Below are 15,394 nucleotides of genomic sequence, written 5' to 3'. Positions count from 1 at the left end.
TAAGAGGTTATTATGAAATTATTGATTCTGGGCAACCATACCTGTGGTAACCGTGGTGACAGCGCCATCCTGCGCGGCCTGCTGGATGCTATTTACGCCCTGTCGCCTGAGACAGAAGTGGATGTGATGAGCCGCTACCCGGTGAGCTCCTCCTGGCTGCTGAACCGCCCGGTGATGGGCGATCCGCTCTACAGCCAGATGAAGCAGCATAACAGCGCCGCCGGCATGATGGGCCGCGTGAAGAAGGTGCTGCGCCGCCGCTATCAGCATCAGGTGCTGCTGTCCCGCGTGACCGACACCGGCAAGCTGCGCAATATCGCCATCGCCCAGGGTTTTACCGATTTTGTCCGTCTGCTCTCCGGCTACGACGCCATCATTCAGGTGGGCGGATCGTTTTTTGTCGACCTCTACGGCGTGCCGCAGTTCGAGCATGCGCTCTGCACCTTTATGGCGAAAAAGCCGCTGTATATGGTCGGCCACAGCGTCGGGCCATTCCAGGATCCACAGTTCAACCAGCTGGCAAACTATGTGTTTGGCCACTGTGACGCGCTGATCCTGCGCGAGTCGGTGAGCCTGAATCTGATGCAGCGCAGCGAAATCGACACCACCAAAGTGGAGCAGGGGGTGGATACCGCCTGGCTGGTGGATCATCAGGAAGCGAACTTTACCCCGAGCTATGCCGTGCAGCACTGGCTGAACGTGGCCGCGCAGCAGAAGACCGTTGCCATCACCCTGCGCGAGCTGGCGCCGTTTGATAAGCGTCTGGGCACCACCCAGGCGGCCTACGAAAAGGCCTTTGCCGAGGTGGTCAACCGGGTGCTGGACAGCGGCTACCAGGTGCTGGCGCTCTCCACCTGTACCGGGATCGACAGCTACAACAAAGATGACCGCATGGTGGCGCTGAACCTGCGCCAGCACGTCAGCGATCCGTCGCGCTATCACGTGGTGATGGACGAACTTAACGACCTGGAGATGGGCAAATTGCTGGGCGCCTGCGACCTGACCGTGGGCACCCGCCTGCATTCGGCCATTATCTCCATGAACTTCGGCACCCCAGCGATTGCCATTAACTACGAGCACAAGTCTGCCGGGATCATGCAGCAGCTGGGTATGCCGGAGATGGCGGTGGATATTCGCCATCTGCTGGACGGCTCCCTGGGGGCGATGGTTGGGGACACGCTCGGCCAGCTTCCGGCTATCAACGAACGCCTGGCGGTGGCGGTGAAGGCCGAACGTGAAAACGGCATCAACATGGTGAAATCGGTGCTGGATCGGGTCGGGGAGGGCAAATGAAGGTTGGTTTCTTCTTACTGAAATTCCCGCTCTCGTCTGAGACCTTTGTGCTTAACCAGATCACCGCCTTTATTGATATGGGATATGACGTGGAGATTATCGCCCTGCAAAAGGGCGATACCCAGAACACCCACGCCGCCTGGACCCAGTATGACCTGGCCAGCAAGACCCGCTGGCTGCAGGATGAGCCCCAGGGCAAGCTGGCGAAACTGCGCTACCGCGCCCGCCAGACCCTGCGCGGGCTGCATCGCCCCGGCACATGGAAAGCGCTGAATGTCTCCCGCTACGGCGCCGAATCGCGCAATCTGATCCTCTCCGCCATTTGTGGCCAGACGCAGCGCCCCTGGCGTGCGGATGTATTTATCGCCCACTTTGGACCGGCCGGGGTGACGGCGGCCAAGCTGCGCGAACTGGGTGTCATTGAGGGGAAAATCGCGACGGTGTTTCACGGGATTGATATCTCCAGCCGCGAGGTGCTGAACCACTATACGCCTGAATACCAGCGGCTCTTTCAGCGCGGCGACATGATGTTGCCAATAAGCGACCTGTGGGCCGGGCGACTCAAAACCATGGGCTGTCCGCCGGAGAAAATCACCGTTTCGCGCATGGGCGTGGACATGCAACGTTTTACCCAACGGCCGGTTAAAGCGCCCGGTAGTCCACTGCAAATTATCTCTGTTGCGCGCCTGACCGAGAAAAAAGGGCTCCACGTGGCGATCGAAGCCTGCCGCCAGCTGAAAGCGCGCGGGGTGGATTTCCACTACCGCATTCTGGGCATCGGCCCCTGGGAGCGCCGCCTGCGTACCCTGATCGAGCAGTATCAGCTGGAGTCCTATGTCGAGATGCCAGGCTTCAAGCCCAGCCATGAAGTTAAGGCGATGCTTGATGCTGCCGACGTCTTTTTACTCCCGTCTGTCACCGGTACGGACGGCGATATGGAAGGCATTCCGGTTGCCCTGATGGAGGCGATGGCGGTGGGCATTCCGGTGGTCTCCACGGTACACAGCGGCATTCCTGAGCTCATCGAGCCCGGCCATTCCGGCTGGCTGGTGGAAGAGAACAACCCGGAGGCGCTGGCCAACCAGCTGGAACGGTTTGCCGCCATCGCCCATCAGGAGCTCTCCCCCGTGCTGCATAACGCGCGCAAAAAGGTGGAGACCGATTTCAACCAGCATCTTATCAATCGACAGTTAGCCACTCTGCTACACACGCTTTAAACGGAGGCGATATGCCGAAAGAGATGACGCGACGCGCGTTTGTCACCACCTGTACCGTACTGGCGGCCGCGCCGCTGGTAGGGGTACGGGCCGCCACGAACAGCGCCACGGTAGACATCAGCCGGTATGACCTTCGTGACGGGATCGCCGCTTTCAAAAAGGCCTTTGCTGAGGGTGATACCGTGGTGGTGCCCGCTGGGCTCACCTGTGAAAATATCAACGCCGCCATTTTTATCCCCGAAGGCAAAACCCTGCGCATTCGCGGGGCGCTGACCGGCAACGGCCGGGGCCGCCTGGTGCTGCAGGATGGCAGCAAGGTGATTGGCGAAGGGGAGGGGCGCAGCGAAAATATCACCCTCGACGTGCGCGGCTCCGACTGCGTGATCCAGGGCCTGGCGATGAGCGGCTATGGCCCGGTGACCCAGATTTATATCGGCGGCAAACAGAAGCGGGTGATGCGCAATCTGCTGATCGACAACCTGCGGGTCACCAAAGCCAACTATGCGATCCTGCGTCAGGGATTTCATAATCAGCTGGACGGGGTGAAGATCACCAACTGTCATTTCAGCTACCTGCAGGGCGACGCCATCGAGTGGAACGTGGCGATCAACGACAAGAACATCCTGATTTCAGACCACGTCATCGACCATATCGACTGTACCAACGGCAAGATTAACTGGGGGATCGGCATCGGTCTGGCCGGCAGCACGTACGATAATAATTACCCCGAAGACCAGTCGGTTAAGAACTTCGTGGTGGCGAACATTACCGGCAGCAACTGCCGCCAGCTGGTACATGTTGAAAACGGCAAACACTTTATCATTCGTAATGTTAAGGCCCGGAATATCACCCCGGACTTCAGCAAAAAAGCGGGTATTGATAACGCAACGGTAGCGATATACGGCTGCGATAACTTTGTCATCGATAATGTTGAGATGATCGACAGCGCCGGGATGTTAATTGGCTACGGGGTGATCAAAGGCGATTATTTGTCGATACCGCAGAATTTTCGCCTCAACAATATCCAGATGGACAACCGGAACCTTGCGCGGAAATTGCGTGGAATACAGATCTCCTCCGGCAATAAAACTTCCTTCGTGGCGCTCACCAATATGGACATGAAACGGGCAACGCTTGAACTGCACAATAAACCTCAGCATCTTTTCATGCGCAATATCAACGTGATGCAGGACGCAGAGCGAGGGCCAGCTCTGAAGCTGAATTTCGATCTGCGTAAGGATGTGCGCGGGAAATTTATGGCGCGTGACGAGACGCTGCTCTCGCTTGCGAACATTAACGCGGTTAATGAGAAGGGGCAAAGTTCTGTCGATATCGACCGAATTGACCATCATACAATCAACACGGAACGGCTGAATTTTAAACTGCCGAAGCGCTAAATATTAGCCAGCCGGCATTTTGCGAGGATTCCTGGAATTAAAGCGCCGGTATTCGGATTGCATCCACTGGAATTTACGCTGTAATTGCGTAACATCATCTCCAGATTTGTAGCAATTCGTGCTGGCGAAACCAGGCTAAAGGGCTATAATTCGGCAACCATTTTAAGGTGGAAGATATATGATTAATTTGAAAGCGGTCATTCCGGTAGCCGGTCTGGGCATGCATTTGCTCCCGGCCACAAAAGCCATTCCTAAAGAGATGCTGCCGATCGTTGACAAGCCGATGATTCAGTACATCGTCGACGAGATTGTTGCTGCAGGGATCAAAGAAATCGTTCTGGTTACCCATTCCTCCAAGAATGCGGTGGAAAACCACTTCGACACCTCCTACGAACTTGAAGCCCTTCTGGAGCAGCGCGTTAAGCGTCAGCTGCTGGCGGAAGTGCAGTCCATCTGCCCGCCGGGCGTGACCATTATGAACGTGCGTCAGGCGCAGCCGCTGGGGCTGGGCCACTCTATTCTGTGCGCGCGTCCTGTGGTCGGCGATAACCCATTTGTGGTTGTCCTGCCGGATATCATTCTGGATAACGCCTCTGCCGATCCGCTGCGCTATAACCTGGCAGCCATGGTGGCGCGTTTTAACGAGACGGGCCGGAGCCAGGTGCTGGCGAAGCGCATGAAGGGCGATCTCTCTGAGTACTCCGTTATTCAGACCAAAGAGCCGCTGGATTCAGAAGGTAAGGTCAGCCGTATCGTTGAGTTTATCGAGAAACCGGATCAGCCGCAGACGCTGGATTCCGATCTGATGGCCGTCGGCCGCTATGTGCTGAATGCAGAGATCTGGGCCGAGCTGGAACGTACCGAGCCAGGCGCGTGGGATCGTATTCAGCTGACGGATGCCATTGCGCAACTGGCGAAGAAGCAGTCCGTTGATGCAATGCTGATGACCGGTGACAGCTACGACTGTGGTAAGAAACTGGGGTATATGCAGGCGTTCGTACAGTATGGCCTGCGTAACCATAAAGAAGGGCAGAAGTTCCGCGAAAGCATGACGAAGCTCTTAACCAACGATTAACGATTGGTTCGTCGTTGTCTAACGGCAGTGGATCATTCCGGGCTATCAGGGCCATGAGAATGACGCTGCCGTTTTCTTTTTTTAATATATTCTTAAATATCAGTAAGTTAATTGCTTGCTTTTTGTCTCGTTAGTCAGATTTTTCCCTTGTTTCTGCTGGCATTTAAGACGACAATTATTAATTGATTTGCGCGCTATCCTGTCGCCATGTTGACGGGAATAGACGGCAAAATACCTCTATTACGATCACGTTCAGTGCACTGGTAGCTGTTAAGCCAGGGGCGGTAGCGTGTCCGGTTTCTGGATATTTAGTTCATTTATTATTCAGAATGCCACCATCCCGATGTATTCATTTAACGGAAAATAACGCGTGAAAATTCTTGTTACTGGCGGTGCGGGTTTTATCGGCTCTGCGGTTGTACGACATATTATTCAAAACACCCAGGATACAGTGGTTAATGTCGATAAATTGACCTACGCCGGTAACCTGGAATCTCTGGCTGAAGTGAGCGACAGCCAGCGTTATATTTTTGAACATGCGGATATTTGCGATAAAGCGGCGATGGACCGTATTTTTGCCGAGCATAAGCCTGATGCAGTGATGCATCTGGCGGCAGAAAGCCACGTTGACCGCTCTATTACCGGTCCGGCGGCGTTTATTGAAACCAACATCGTCGGCACCTACGTCCTGCTTGAAGCGGCTCGCGCGTACTGGTCAACGCTGGATGAAACTGCGAAAAAAGCCTTCCGTTTCCACCACATCTCTACCGATGAAGTGTACGGCGATCTGCCGCACCCGGACGAACATCCTGCCTCTACTGATTTGCCGCTGTTCACTGAAACGACAGCATATGCGCCAAGCAGTCCGTACTCTGCTTCGAAGGCCTCGAGCGATCACCTCGTTCGCGCATGGTTACGTACCTACGGGTTCCCGACGATTGTGACTAACTGCTCCAATAATTACGGCCCTTATCACTTCCCGGAAAAACTGATCCCGCTGGTAATCCTCAACGCGCTGGACGGGAAAGCGCTGCCGATTTATGGCAAAGGCGATCAGATCCGCGACTGGCTGTATGTTGAAGATCACGCCCGTGCGCTCTACACCGTTGTGACCCAGGGTAAGCCTGGCGAGACCTACAATATCGGCGGCCATAACGAGAAGCAGAACCTGGATGTGGTGCATACCATCTGCGATCTGCTGGATGAGATCGTGCCGAAAGAGGGTTCATATCGCGACCAGATCACCTATGTGACTGACCGCCCGGGCCATGACCGTCGTTATGCCATCGATGCCGATAAGATTAGCCAGACCTTAGGCTGGAAACCGCAGGAAACGTTTGAAAGCGGTATCCGTAAAACGGTGCAGTGGTACCTGGCGAACACCCAGTGGGTTGAGAACGTGAAAAGCGGTAACTATCAATCATGGATTGAACAGAACTACGGGGAACGTCAGTAATGAATATCCTTCTGTTCGGCAAAACAGGGCAGGTGGGTTGGGAGTTGCAGCGCGCGCTCGCCCCGTTAGGTAACCTGATTGCCGTCGATGTGCACTCCAGCGAGTATTGCGGTGATTTCAGCAATCCCGAAGGCGTGGCGGAAACTGTACGTCGCATTAAGCCGGACGTTATTGTCAACGCGGCGGCGCATACCGCCGTGGATAAAGCGGAGTCAGAGCCGGAATTCGCACAGTTGCTCAATGCCACGAGCGTTGAAGCCATTGCGAAAGAGGCGGAAACAATTGGCGCATGGGTTGTTCACTACTCCACCGATTACGTTTTCCCTGGCAACGGGGAGAAGCCCTGGCTGGAAACGGATGCGACCGCGCCGCTAAACGTATACGGCGAGACCAAACTGGCAGGTGAAAAAGCACTGCAGGAAAATTGTGCCCGGCACTTAATTTTCCGCACCAGTTGGGTTTATGCGGGCAAAGGCAATAACTTTGCGAAAACCATGCTGCGTTTTGCAAAAGAACGCGAAGAGATGGAGGTTATTAACGATCAGTTTGGTGCACCAACGGGCGCTGAGTTGCTGGCTGACTGTACAGCGCATGCAATTCGTGTGGCAATGAAGCAGCCGGAAGTGGCTGGACTCTACCATCTGGTTGCGGGTGGCGTGACCACCTGGCACGACTACGCTGCGCTGGTGTTCGACGAAGCACGTAAGGCTGGCATTGAACTGGCGATCAAGAAGCTTAATGCTGTTCCTACCAGCGCTTATCCTACTCCTGCGCGTCGTCCGAATAACTCCCGTCTGAATACTGAGAAATTCCAGCAGAACTTCGACCTGGTATTACCTGAATGGGAAACCGGTGTTAAACGGATGCTGGCTGAGCTATTTACGACCACTGCGGTCTGACTTTTAATTAAATGCCCGTTTACGGGCATTTTGCACATTAAAGAGATGATGAAATGAAAACGCGTAAAGGGATTATTTTAGCCGGTGGCTCAGGAACCCGTCTGTACCCGGTGACGATGGCGGTCAGCAAGCAGCTTCTGCCAATCTACGACAAACCAATGATTTACTACCCGTTGACCACGCTGATGCTGGCGGGTATTCGTGACATCCTGATTATCAGTACTCCGCAGGACACGCCACGTTTCGAGCAGCTGCTCGGTGACGGTAGCCAGTGGGGCCTTAACCTGCAATATAAAGTCCAGCCGAGTCCAGACGGTCTGGCCCAGGCGTTTATCCTTGGCGAAGAGTTCATTGGTGATGATGATTGTGCGCTGGTACTGGGCGACAACATCTTCTATGGCCATGACCTGCCGAAGCTGATGGACTCCGCTGTAAATAAAGAGAGCGGTGCCACCGTCTTTGCTTACCATGTTAACGATCCAGAGCGTTATGGCGTCGTTGAGTTTGATAAACAGGGCACCGCTGTCAGTCTCGAAGAAAAGCCATTAGAACCGAAGAGTAACTACGCTGTTACCGGTCTTTATTTCTATGACAATAGTGTCGTAGAAATGGCGAAAAGCCTGAAGCCGTCACCACGTGGCGAGCTGGAAATCACTGACCTCAACCGTCTGTACATGGAGCAGGGCCGTCTGTCCGTTGCCATGATGGGACGCGGTTTTGCCTGGCTCGATACCGGTACACATCAGAGCCTGATTGAAGCCAGCAACTTTATTGCGACCATTGAAGAGCGTCAGGGACTGAAAGTGGCGTGCCCGGAAGAGATTGCTTATCGCAAAGGGTTTATTGATGCGGAGCAGGTCAGAACGCTGGCAAAACCACTGGCCAAGAATGCTTATGGTCAGTATTTGTTGAAGATGCTCAAAGGTTACTGATATTTAAAGGCCAGATGATTTCGCACCGACCCCGAATGATGAAAATCCAGGAGGGGAATAATGCATCATATTTTGCTTAAAGTTATTAAAAGGGGCTAACGGCCCCTTTATTTATTAAGATGAGATAATGTAAACGGAATGGGATTAATTAAGAATAGTGTCTGGAATTTAGCAGGCTATGTTATACCTACTGCTATCGCTATCCCGGCAATGGGTTATCTTGCTAGGGTATTAGGGGTTGAACTTTTTGGCGTTTACACTTTAGCAATTGCTATTGTTGGTTATGCAGGCATATTTGATATCGGTTTGACTCGTGCAATTGTTAGAGAAATTGCCGTTTACCGGGGCAATAATGATGAACGCAAAAAAATAATTTCTACAGCAACTATATTTCTATTTTTGTTCAGCGTTTTTGGCGCAATCCTCATTTCCGTCTTTACGCCAAATATTATTTCGCTTTTGAATATTACAGCATCCAATCATACTGATGTTCAAAACTCTATTCGTGTCCTCGTCTGGACAATACCTGCTTTCCTGCTTAACCAATTATGGATGTCCATACTTGAGGGCGATGAACGTTTCGCAATATTAAATATACAGAGAAGTTTCGGTAGTTCTATTATCGCAGGCTTACCGGCCTTGTTTGTATTGTTTTCTCCATCCCTGTTTTCTGCAATACTTGGCTTAGCCGTTGGCAGACTATTGTCATTAATCATTGCATTCGTGATTGTCAGAAATGAAATCATTAATGCCGGTTTTATTTTTTACAGAGAAACGTTCCGACGAATGATTTTCTTCGGAGGCTGGATCACTGTTAGCAACATCATTAGCCCTGTGATGGTATACTTTGATCGGTTCGTTATCTCAGGCTCATTAGGTGCTGATAAAGTCGGTTATTATACCGCCCCGTCTGAAATCGTATCGCGTTTAGGTCTTCTTCCCGGTGCGCTTTCGAGAGCTGTTTTCCCTAAACTCAGCGCAGCAAAAACCTATGATGAGTTAAAGAAAAATATCAGATTCGCCTATCTGATAATGGGGCTTGGGTGTTTACCCTTAGTCGTCATCCTGATTTTCCTGGCAAAACTGATTATGCAGCTATGGCTTGGCGAACAGTATGCCATCCATTCACAGGCTATTTTCCAGATTTTATTAGTGGGCTTTTTCTTTAACTCTATCGCCCAGATCCCTTTTACCGTCATACAGTCTCTGGGAAAAGCGAAATATACCGCCTTTTTACACTGCATTGAGGTCATACCTTATCTGGCCCTGCTGTATTTTCTTGTTAACTCTTATGGCGTACTTGGCGCTGCGTATGCATGGACTATTCGGGTATTTGTGGATTGCGTTTTACTCATTATCGTTTCCCGGGAATGTATAACGAAACATAGAGGGAAAATATGAGTTACGAAGTTATTCTTGCGACTTACAATGGTGAGCGCTATGTTCGCGAGCAAGTCGAAAGTATTCTTGCTCAGTCAGTTAAGCCATCCCGAATCATCATACGAGATGATGGATCAACGGATGATACCCTCACTGTTCTTCAAGCCTTAAAAGCAGAGTCGCAAATTGATATTGATATCATTCATGATGGACTCAATTTAGGCTATATCAAAAACTTTGAGAAACTTACTGAGCATGTTACCTCTGACTTTGTATTCTTTTCAGATCAGGATGATATTTGGGTAGAAAACAAAGCAGAAACATTACTGGCGGTTTTTTCAAATCAAAGTCATGCCAACGTTGTTTTTTCTGATGCCTGGCTGATAAACAATACTATGGAGAGGTTGGGGACGCTCTGGCAGCACGTGAATTTCACGCCAGCCAACGGCGATATAAGGTTAGACAAAATTCTCATCAATAATGTCGTGACGGGTGCCACTATGGCTGTACGTAAAGGCTTTCTTGATACCGTTATGCCGTTCCCGGCAAAAATTCCGCATGACTATTGGCTCGCCAGCAATGCATGTGCTCTGGGATCGTTGGTCCCCGTCGAAGACAAATTGATTCTGTACAGGCAGCATGAAAATAATCAAATTGGTGCAAAAAAAAGTACTTTTGCCGGTAAATTGAAAGCTGCGTTTGATAGTAAAAAAAGAAATAAACGAATCGCCCATTATCGGGAAATCTATGATTTAGTTCATGCGATCCGTAAATCACAGCAGACTTCACAAATTAATCAAACGTCTGAAAGCATCCTTAACTATCTGGATTGTGTTAATACTGTTTATCGTGGCGGAATATTTGATGGTGGAAAAAGGAAAAACCTGCTGTCAGCAGTATTCAATTCCAGTTATACGAAATACTCAACTAAAAAATCAATCATTAGGGATTTGCTTGATGGATTATTCATTAGATTGAATTTTTCATAATGCTATGTTGAGCTCAGGATGCTATTTGAGAAAATTTAAATGAATAATACAAAAGAAATTTGCGCCATTATAGTAGCCTATAACCCGGTACTCTCTGATTTAACACAAACCATAACATCATTGAAAATCCAGGGATGTGATGTTGTAGTCGTGGATAACAGCCCTTCTGAAACTGAAGAGTTGAAAGGAACAGGGATCGAGTACCGCTGGTTGAAAGGTAATAAGGGAATCGCCTTAGCGCAGAACATCGGTATTGAGTATTGTATTGAAAGTGGATATGAAAATGTTATTTTCTTTGATCAGGATAGCAAAATTCCTGATACTTTCATCACAAACATGCTTCAGTTTTCCGCAGAAAATAATGCGCTGATAGCAGCACCCGTTTTTTATGACGAGGCTCGCGGCTTTGAATATGCCATAACGCACATAAAAAAGAATGGCTTTCGTGAAAAACTTTATTCTCGTGGCGAGAAAAAGACCTTCACTTCATCGGTAGTTATTTCATCGGGCTCACTGGTTAAAACCGCTCTCTTCGACCAGGTTGGCATGATGGATGCCTCATTATTTATCGATTATGTTGATACCGAGTGGTGTCTTCGCTGTTTCGATAAAGACCATCTGGTATATATAAATCCGAATGCAGTCATGATTCATTCTATTGGAAACTCATCTTTTTCAGTGTTTGGCTTTACTGTACCTGTCCACTCGGCTGCAAGACGATATTACCGTGTAAGAAATGCATTTCGTTTGCTACGCTATCCTCATGTGCCTAAATTGCTGGCACTTCGCGAAATTACATTTTGTGTAGTGCACAGTGTCATTCTCATTTTTCATGAAAATGACAAGAAAAACTACTTCAAATCCTTTGTCTCTGGCGTTTGGGATGGTATCCGAAATGTAGCAGGTGAGAATCCTCGCACGTCTAATACAGCACATAAGTAATTTTGAGATTTTATAATGAATAAAGTGGCAGTTTTACTTGCGGTTTATAATGGCCGGAACTGGATTGATGAACAATTAGAGTCTATCTTAGCGCAAACTGAAGTTAACGTTGATGTGTTTATCAGTATAGATCTTTCAAGCGATGGTTCGTGGGAATATCTGACAGAGAAATACACTCATTTCAAGAATGTTCATTTTTTGCCCTACGGTGATAAATATGGTTCTGCCGGAAAGAACTTTTACCGCCTGGTAATGGATGTGAATTTTGACGGCTATGATTATATCTCTTTCGCCGATCAGGACGATATCTGGTATGCAGATAAACTCCAGCGCGCAATTGAAACCATTGCGAGTAAACATGTTGACGCCTATTCAAGTAATGTCCTTGCTTTCTGGGAAGATGGCAGGACATGTCTGATCGACAAAGCGCAACCCCAGGCTGCATTTGACTATTACTTTGAAGCAGCAGGCCCGGGCTGTACGTATGTTTTTACCAATAAATTAGGAACCGCATTTCGTGAGTTCCTGTTATCAAATGAATTAGCCCAGGATGTATCTTTGCATGACTGGTTGATTTATGCCTACGCGCGTTCACACAACTATACCTGGTATATTGATTCAGTCCCCGGAATGAAGTATCGCCAGCATTCTTCAAATCAGGTCGGCGCCAACATATCATTTAAAATGTGGGTGAAAAGGGTGAAGTTGGTCAATTCAGGTTGGTACCGAACTGAAGTCTATAAATTAAAAAGTCTGTTTGTAACCAACTTTAGCCCGATTAAGCGCATAACAAATGCGCGTAATTACAGCAATAACATTATGCTCATGCCTTTTGTGTCTAAATTGAGACGACGTGGTCGGGATAAAATCATTTTACGTATGCTTTTGCTGCTCAACTTCTTTTGAATAATTGTAAATTAAACTCATGATAATTTTTGAGAAAAAACGATGAATAAGTTAAACAGGATTTTTATCCTGCTTCTCACCATGGAAATTGTCTTTGGCGGCGGCGGTAGATTGTTAGACCCTCTTGGTGTACCGCCGTTGCGTTATGTCTTCTTCGGTTTGGCGATCGTACTGTTTATTTTAAACGCAATTACATTAACTGCCAGATCAAACAGTAAAACGCTGCTAACCATATTTGCAATAATTGCTCTTCCGGTCTACGGTTGTCTTGCGGGCGCGATTAACGGAAATGATGTGTCTGAAATGGCCTTTGATTTTCAGCCTTACATCTACATGTTAATACTGTTATATCTTTGTACATTAAATGAGTCGTTGACAGAATACTCGTTAGCCATATTTGTTAAAGTAGTAAAGTTTTTTTGCGTTATCGCCTCTTCGATTTACATCCTTTATATTGTTATGCTAAAGGGCGGACTACTCAATTCCGTCGCTATTTACAACGCTCTTTCACTGACATCAGAATTTTTCTTCAGGCCGAGTGGCGCCTTTTTTGCAAAATCATTTTTCTTCCTCGGCATCGGTGCGATTTTCTTCTTTATCGAAAAACGATATCTTTTCTTTATCCTTACCGTTATTGCACTATTTTTAACTGAAACCCGAGGCGTATTCCTGTTTGCTGGGATCGCGATGATGATCGCAAGTTTCAGAATCAACGGCGCAATGAAAAATCTAATTTATATTGCGTTAGCCGTTGTGGCAGGGCTGGGTTTGATGGTTATCGTTGGCGGACGGGCAGGCGACTCTGACTCCGTACGACTTCAGGACTTCACCTATATAATGAACTCGATGAATGGTCTGGTTTCAGTCTTCGGCCATGGTTTTGGCGCGCAGATTCTGGACAGAGGAAGAATTGAAGTTGTTCCACTGGAACTCTTTTATAAAACAGGAGCGTTAGGCGTGATTTTATCTGTGCTCCCTATTTTTATATTGTCGATAGGGACTATTTTGAAATCATTTACCCTCCGCAAGCTACAGATCGTTTGCGCGCTTATTTTTTCAGCAGGCGTTTCCATTACAAATCCCTTCCTTTATACCCCTATGGGGATATTCGTAATGGCAATGGCAATTAATTCAAATAAAAACACTTCTGCATAACTGCTCATTTAACATGCTGATTTTGTGCTTGTAGCCAAAGTGGCTGTAATCACTCTTATCGCTAATTTTTATTTGTTAAAAAAAAGACGATTTTGTTATTGTGATTCGCGATGTAGAATTGTCTTAAACACACCTGACAGGAGTATGTAATGTCCAAACAACAGATCGGCGTTGTCGGTATGGCAGTGATGGGGCGCAACCTGGCGCTGAACATCGAAAGCCGTGGTTATACCGTCTCCGTTTTCAACCGCTCCCGTGATAAAACTGAAGAAGTGATTGCCGAGAATCCAGGCAAAAAACTCGTTCCTTTCTATACGGTTCAGGAGTTTGTTGAATCCCTGGAAACGCCTCGTCGTATCCTGTTAATGGTGAAAGCAGGCGCCGGCACCGATGCTGCCATCGACTCTCTGAAGCCGTACCTGGAAAAAGGCGACATCATCATTGATGGCGGCAACACCTTCTTCCACGACACCATCCGTCGTAACCGCGAACTTTCTGCTGAAGGCTTCAACTTCATCGGTACCGGCGTGTCCGGTGGTGAAGAGGGCGCGCTGAAGGGGCCATCTATTATGCCTGGCGGTCAGAAAGACGCTTATGAGCTGGTTGCGCCTATCCTGACCAAAATTGCTGCCGTTGCTGAAGACGGTGAGCCGTGCGTGACCTATATCGGTCCAGATGGTGCGGGTCACTATGTGAAGATGGTTCATAACGGTATCGAATACGGTGATATGCAGCTGATCGCAGAGGCCTATTCTCTGCTGAAAGGCGGCCTGAACCTCACTAACGAAGAGCTGGCGCAGACCTTCACCGACTGGAACAACGGCGAGTTGAGCAGCTACCTGATCGACATCACCAAAGACATCTTCACCAAGAAAGATGAAGACGGTAAATATCTGGTCGATGTGATCCTTGATGAAGCGGCAAACAAAGGTACCGGTAAATGGACCAGCCAGAGCTCCCTGGATCTGGGCGAGCCACTGTCACTGATCACTGAATCCGTCTTCGCGCGTTATATCTCTTCCCTGAAAGAGCAGCGTGTGGCGGCTTCTAAAGTGCTAACCGGACCGCAGCCGAAAGTGGCAGGTGATAAAGCTGAATTCATCGAGAAAGTGCGCCGTGCGCTGTATCTGGGCAAAATCGTCTCTTACGCTCAGGGCTTCTCACAGCTGCGCGCTGCGTCTGACGAGAACAACTGGGACCTGAACTACGGCGAGATCGCGAAGATCTTCCGTGCCGGTTGCATCATCCGTGCTCAGTTCCTGCAGAAAATCACCGATGCTTACGCTGAAAATGCGGACATCGCTAACCTGCTTCTGGCTCCGTACTTCAAGCAAATCGCTGACGATTACCAGCAGGCGCTGCGTGACGTCGTGGCGTATGCGGTACAGAACGGTATTCCGGTTCCAACCTTCTCCGCAGCCGTTGCTTATTACGATAGCTACCGTGCGGCCGTACTGCCTGCCAATCTGATCCAGGCGCAGCGTGACTACTTCGGCGCGCACACCTATAAGCGTACTGATAAAGAAGGTGTGTTCCACACTGAGTGGCTGGATTAATCTGATTTAACTCAGTCATGTAGCGAAGCCCGGTGAACATCACCGGGCTTTTTTTATGCGTAATCCCCTGCATTACCTCGCCTGATTCATCCGACAGGTTATACTGCAGCATAAATCACTGTAATCACGCCTTTCTGCAGCCAGCCATTCGCCTTGACATCAACTCAGCATACGAGGTAAAAACCCCAAAAGTTGCT

13 protein-coding genes are annotated in these 15,394 nt (G+C 49.1%); all 13 read left to right on the top strand.

Going from position 1 to position 15,394, the window contains the following annotated elements; all coding sequences use genetic code 11:
• Positions 1–12: 12 nt before the first annotated feature.
• The 13 genes from wcaK to gndA all read left to right on the top strand — a co-directional run bounded on the left by wcaK (position 13) and on the right by gndA (position 15,197).
• Positions 13–1,293, top strand: coding sequence for a colanic acid biosynthesis pyruvyl transferase WcaK (gene wcaK / locus FHN83_RS03195; RefSeq protein WP_039030256.1), 1,281 nt, complete (start codon positions 13–15; stop codon positions 1,291–1,293).
• On the top strand, positions 1,290–2,510 hold the full coding sequence (gene wcaL, locus FHN83_RS03190; protein WP_039030255.1) for a colanic acid biosynthesis glycosyltransferase WcaL: 1,221 nt from the start codon (positions 1,290–1,292) through the stop codon (positions 2,508–2,510). Before wcaK ends, wcaL begins: the two co-directional genes overlap by 4 nt.
• Before the next feature lie 11 nt (positions 2,511–2,521).
• Positions 2,522–3,907 (top strand): colanic acid biosynthesis protein WcaM, encoded by a 1,386-nt coding sequence (gene wcaM, locus FHN83_RS03185; protein WP_139563214.1) that lies wholly within the window; start codon positions 2,522–2,524, stop codon positions 3,905–3,907.
• Positions 3,908–4,085: 178 nt separating this feature from the next.
• Positions 4,086–4,982: a UTP--glucose-1-phosphate uridylyltransferase GalF gene (galF, locus tag FHN83_RS03180; protein ID WP_039030253.1), complete on the top strand. Its 897-nt coding sequence runs from the start codon at positions 4,086–4,088 to the stop codon at positions 4,980–4,982.
• Between the two features lie 370 nt (positions 4,983–5,352).
• Positions 5,353–6,438, top strand: coding sequence for a dTDP-glucose 4,6-dehydratase (gene rfbB, locus FHN83_RS03175; protein WP_039030252.1), 1,086 nt, complete (start codon positions 5,353–5,355; stop codon positions 6,436–6,438).
• Positions 6,438–7,337, top strand: coding sequence for a dTDP-4-dehydrorhamnose reductase (gene rfbD / locus FHN83_RS03170; RefSeq protein WP_139563213.1), 900 nt, complete (start codon positions 6,438–6,440; stop codon positions 7,335–7,337). Before rfbB ends, rfbD begins: the two co-directional genes overlap by 1 nt.
• 53 nt (positions 7,338–7,390) lie before the next feature.
• Positions 7,391–8,269: a glucose-1-phosphate thymidylyltransferase RfbA gene (gene rfbA, locus FHN83_RS03165; protein WP_139563212.1), complete on the top strand. Its 879-nt coding sequence runs from the start codon at positions 7,391–7,393 to the stop codon at positions 8,267–8,269.
• 138 nt (positions 8,270–8,407) lie between these two features.
• Positions 8,408–9,670 carry a flippase gene (locus FHN83_RS03160; protein ID WP_039030249.1) on the top strand — a complete coding sequence of 421 codons (1,263 nt, stop codon included), beginning with the start codon at positions 8,408–8,410 and terminating at the stop codon, positions 9,668–9,670.
• A complete protein-coding gene (locus FHN83_RS03155; protein ID WP_138369967.1) occupies positions 9,667–10,638 on the top strand; it encodes a glycosyltransferase family 2 protein in 972 nt (323 codons plus the stop codon). Before FHN83_RS03160 ends, FHN83_RS03155 begins: the two co-directional genes overlap by 4 nt.
• A 39-nt stretch (positions 10,639–10,677) precedes the next feature.
• Entirely contained in the window at positions 10,678–11,580 is a 903-nt protein-coding gene (locus FHN83_RS03150) for a rhamnosyltransferase (RefSeq protein WP_138369968.1), read from the top strand.
• Between the two features lie 15 nt (positions 11,581–11,595).
• A complete protein-coding gene (locus FHN83_RS03145) occupies positions 11,596–12,486 on the top strand; it encodes a glycosyltransferase (protein WP_138369969.1) in 891 nt (296 codons plus the stop codon).
• A 42-nt stretch (positions 12,487–12,528) separates the two neighbouring features.
• Positions 12,529–13,641: a hypothetical protein gene (locus tag FHN83_RS03140; RefSeq protein ID WP_052246191.1), complete on the top strand. Its 1,113-nt coding sequence runs from the start codon at positions 12,529–12,531 to the stop codon at positions 13,639–13,641.
• A 149-nt stretch (positions 13,642–13,790) separates the two neighbouring features.
• Positions 13,791–15,197: an NADP-dependent phosphogluconate dehydrogenase gene (gene gndA / locus FHN83_RS03135; RefSeq protein ID WP_039030246.1), complete on the top strand. Its 1,407-nt coding sequence runs from the start codon at positions 13,791–13,793 to the stop codon at positions 15,195–15,197.
• Positions 15,198–15,394: the final 197 nt, after the last annotated feature.

It is taken from the genome of Leclercia adecarboxylata, from assembly GCF_006171285.1.
In the GTDB taxonomy this organism is placed as follows: Bacteria; Pseudomonadota; Gammaproteobacteria; order Enterobacterales; family Enterobacteriaceae; genus Enterobacter; species Enterobacter barmai.
This window is presented reverse-complemented; position numbering and strand designations above follow the sequence as displayed.

What these genes read in the sequence shown, in the direction of transcription:
- wcaK (WP_039030256.1), top strand. Translation starts at nt 13, where the DNA reads ATGAAATTATTGATTCTGGGCAACCATACCTGTGGTAACCGTGGTGAC.
- wcaL (WP_039030255.1), top strand. Translation starts at nt 1,290, where the DNA reads ATGAAGGTTGGTTTCTTCTTACTGAAATTCCCGCTCTCGTCTGAGACC.
- wcaM (WP_139563214.1), top strand. Translation starts at nt 2,522, where the DNA reads ATGCCGAAAGAGATGACGCGACGCGCGTTTGTCACCACCTGTACCGTA.
- galF (WP_039030253.1), top strand. Translation starts at nt 4,086, where the DNA reads ATGATTAATTTGAAAGCGGTCATTCCGGTAGCCGGTCTGGGCATGCAT.
- rfbD (WP_139563213.1), top strand. Translation starts at nt 6,438, where the DNA reads ATGAATATCCTTCTGTTCGGCAAAACAGGGCAGGTGGGTTGGGAGTTG.
- rfbA (WP_139563212.1), top strand. Translation starts at nt 7,391, where the DNA reads ATGAAAACGCGTAAAGGGATTATTTTAGCCGGTGGCTCAGGAACCCGT.
- FHN83_RS03160 (WP_039030249.1), top strand. Translation starts at nt 8,408, where the DNA reads ATGGGATTAATTAAGAATAGTGTCTGGAATTTAGCAGGCTATGTTATA.
- FHN83_RS03155 (WP_138369967.1), top strand. Translation starts at nt 9,667, where the DNA reads ATGAGTTACGAAGTTATTCTTGCGACTTACAATGGTGAGCGCTATGTT.
- FHN83_RS03150 (WP_138369968.1), top strand. Translation starts at nt 10,678, where the DNA reads ATGAATAATACAAAAGAAATTTGCGCCATTATAGTAGCCTATAACCCG.
- FHN83_RS03145 (WP_138369969.1), top strand. Translation starts at nt 11,596, where the DNA reads ATGAATAAAGTGGCAGTTTTACTTGCGGTTTATAATGGCCGGAACTGG.
- FHN83_RS03140 (WP_052246191.1), top strand. Translation starts at nt 12,529, where the DNA reads ATGAATAAGTTAAACAGGATTTTTATCCTGCTTCTCACCATGGAAATT.
- gndA (WP_039030246.1), top strand. Translation starts at nt 13,791, where the DNA reads ATGTCCAAACAACAGATCGGCGTTGTCGGTATGGCAGTGATGGGGCGC.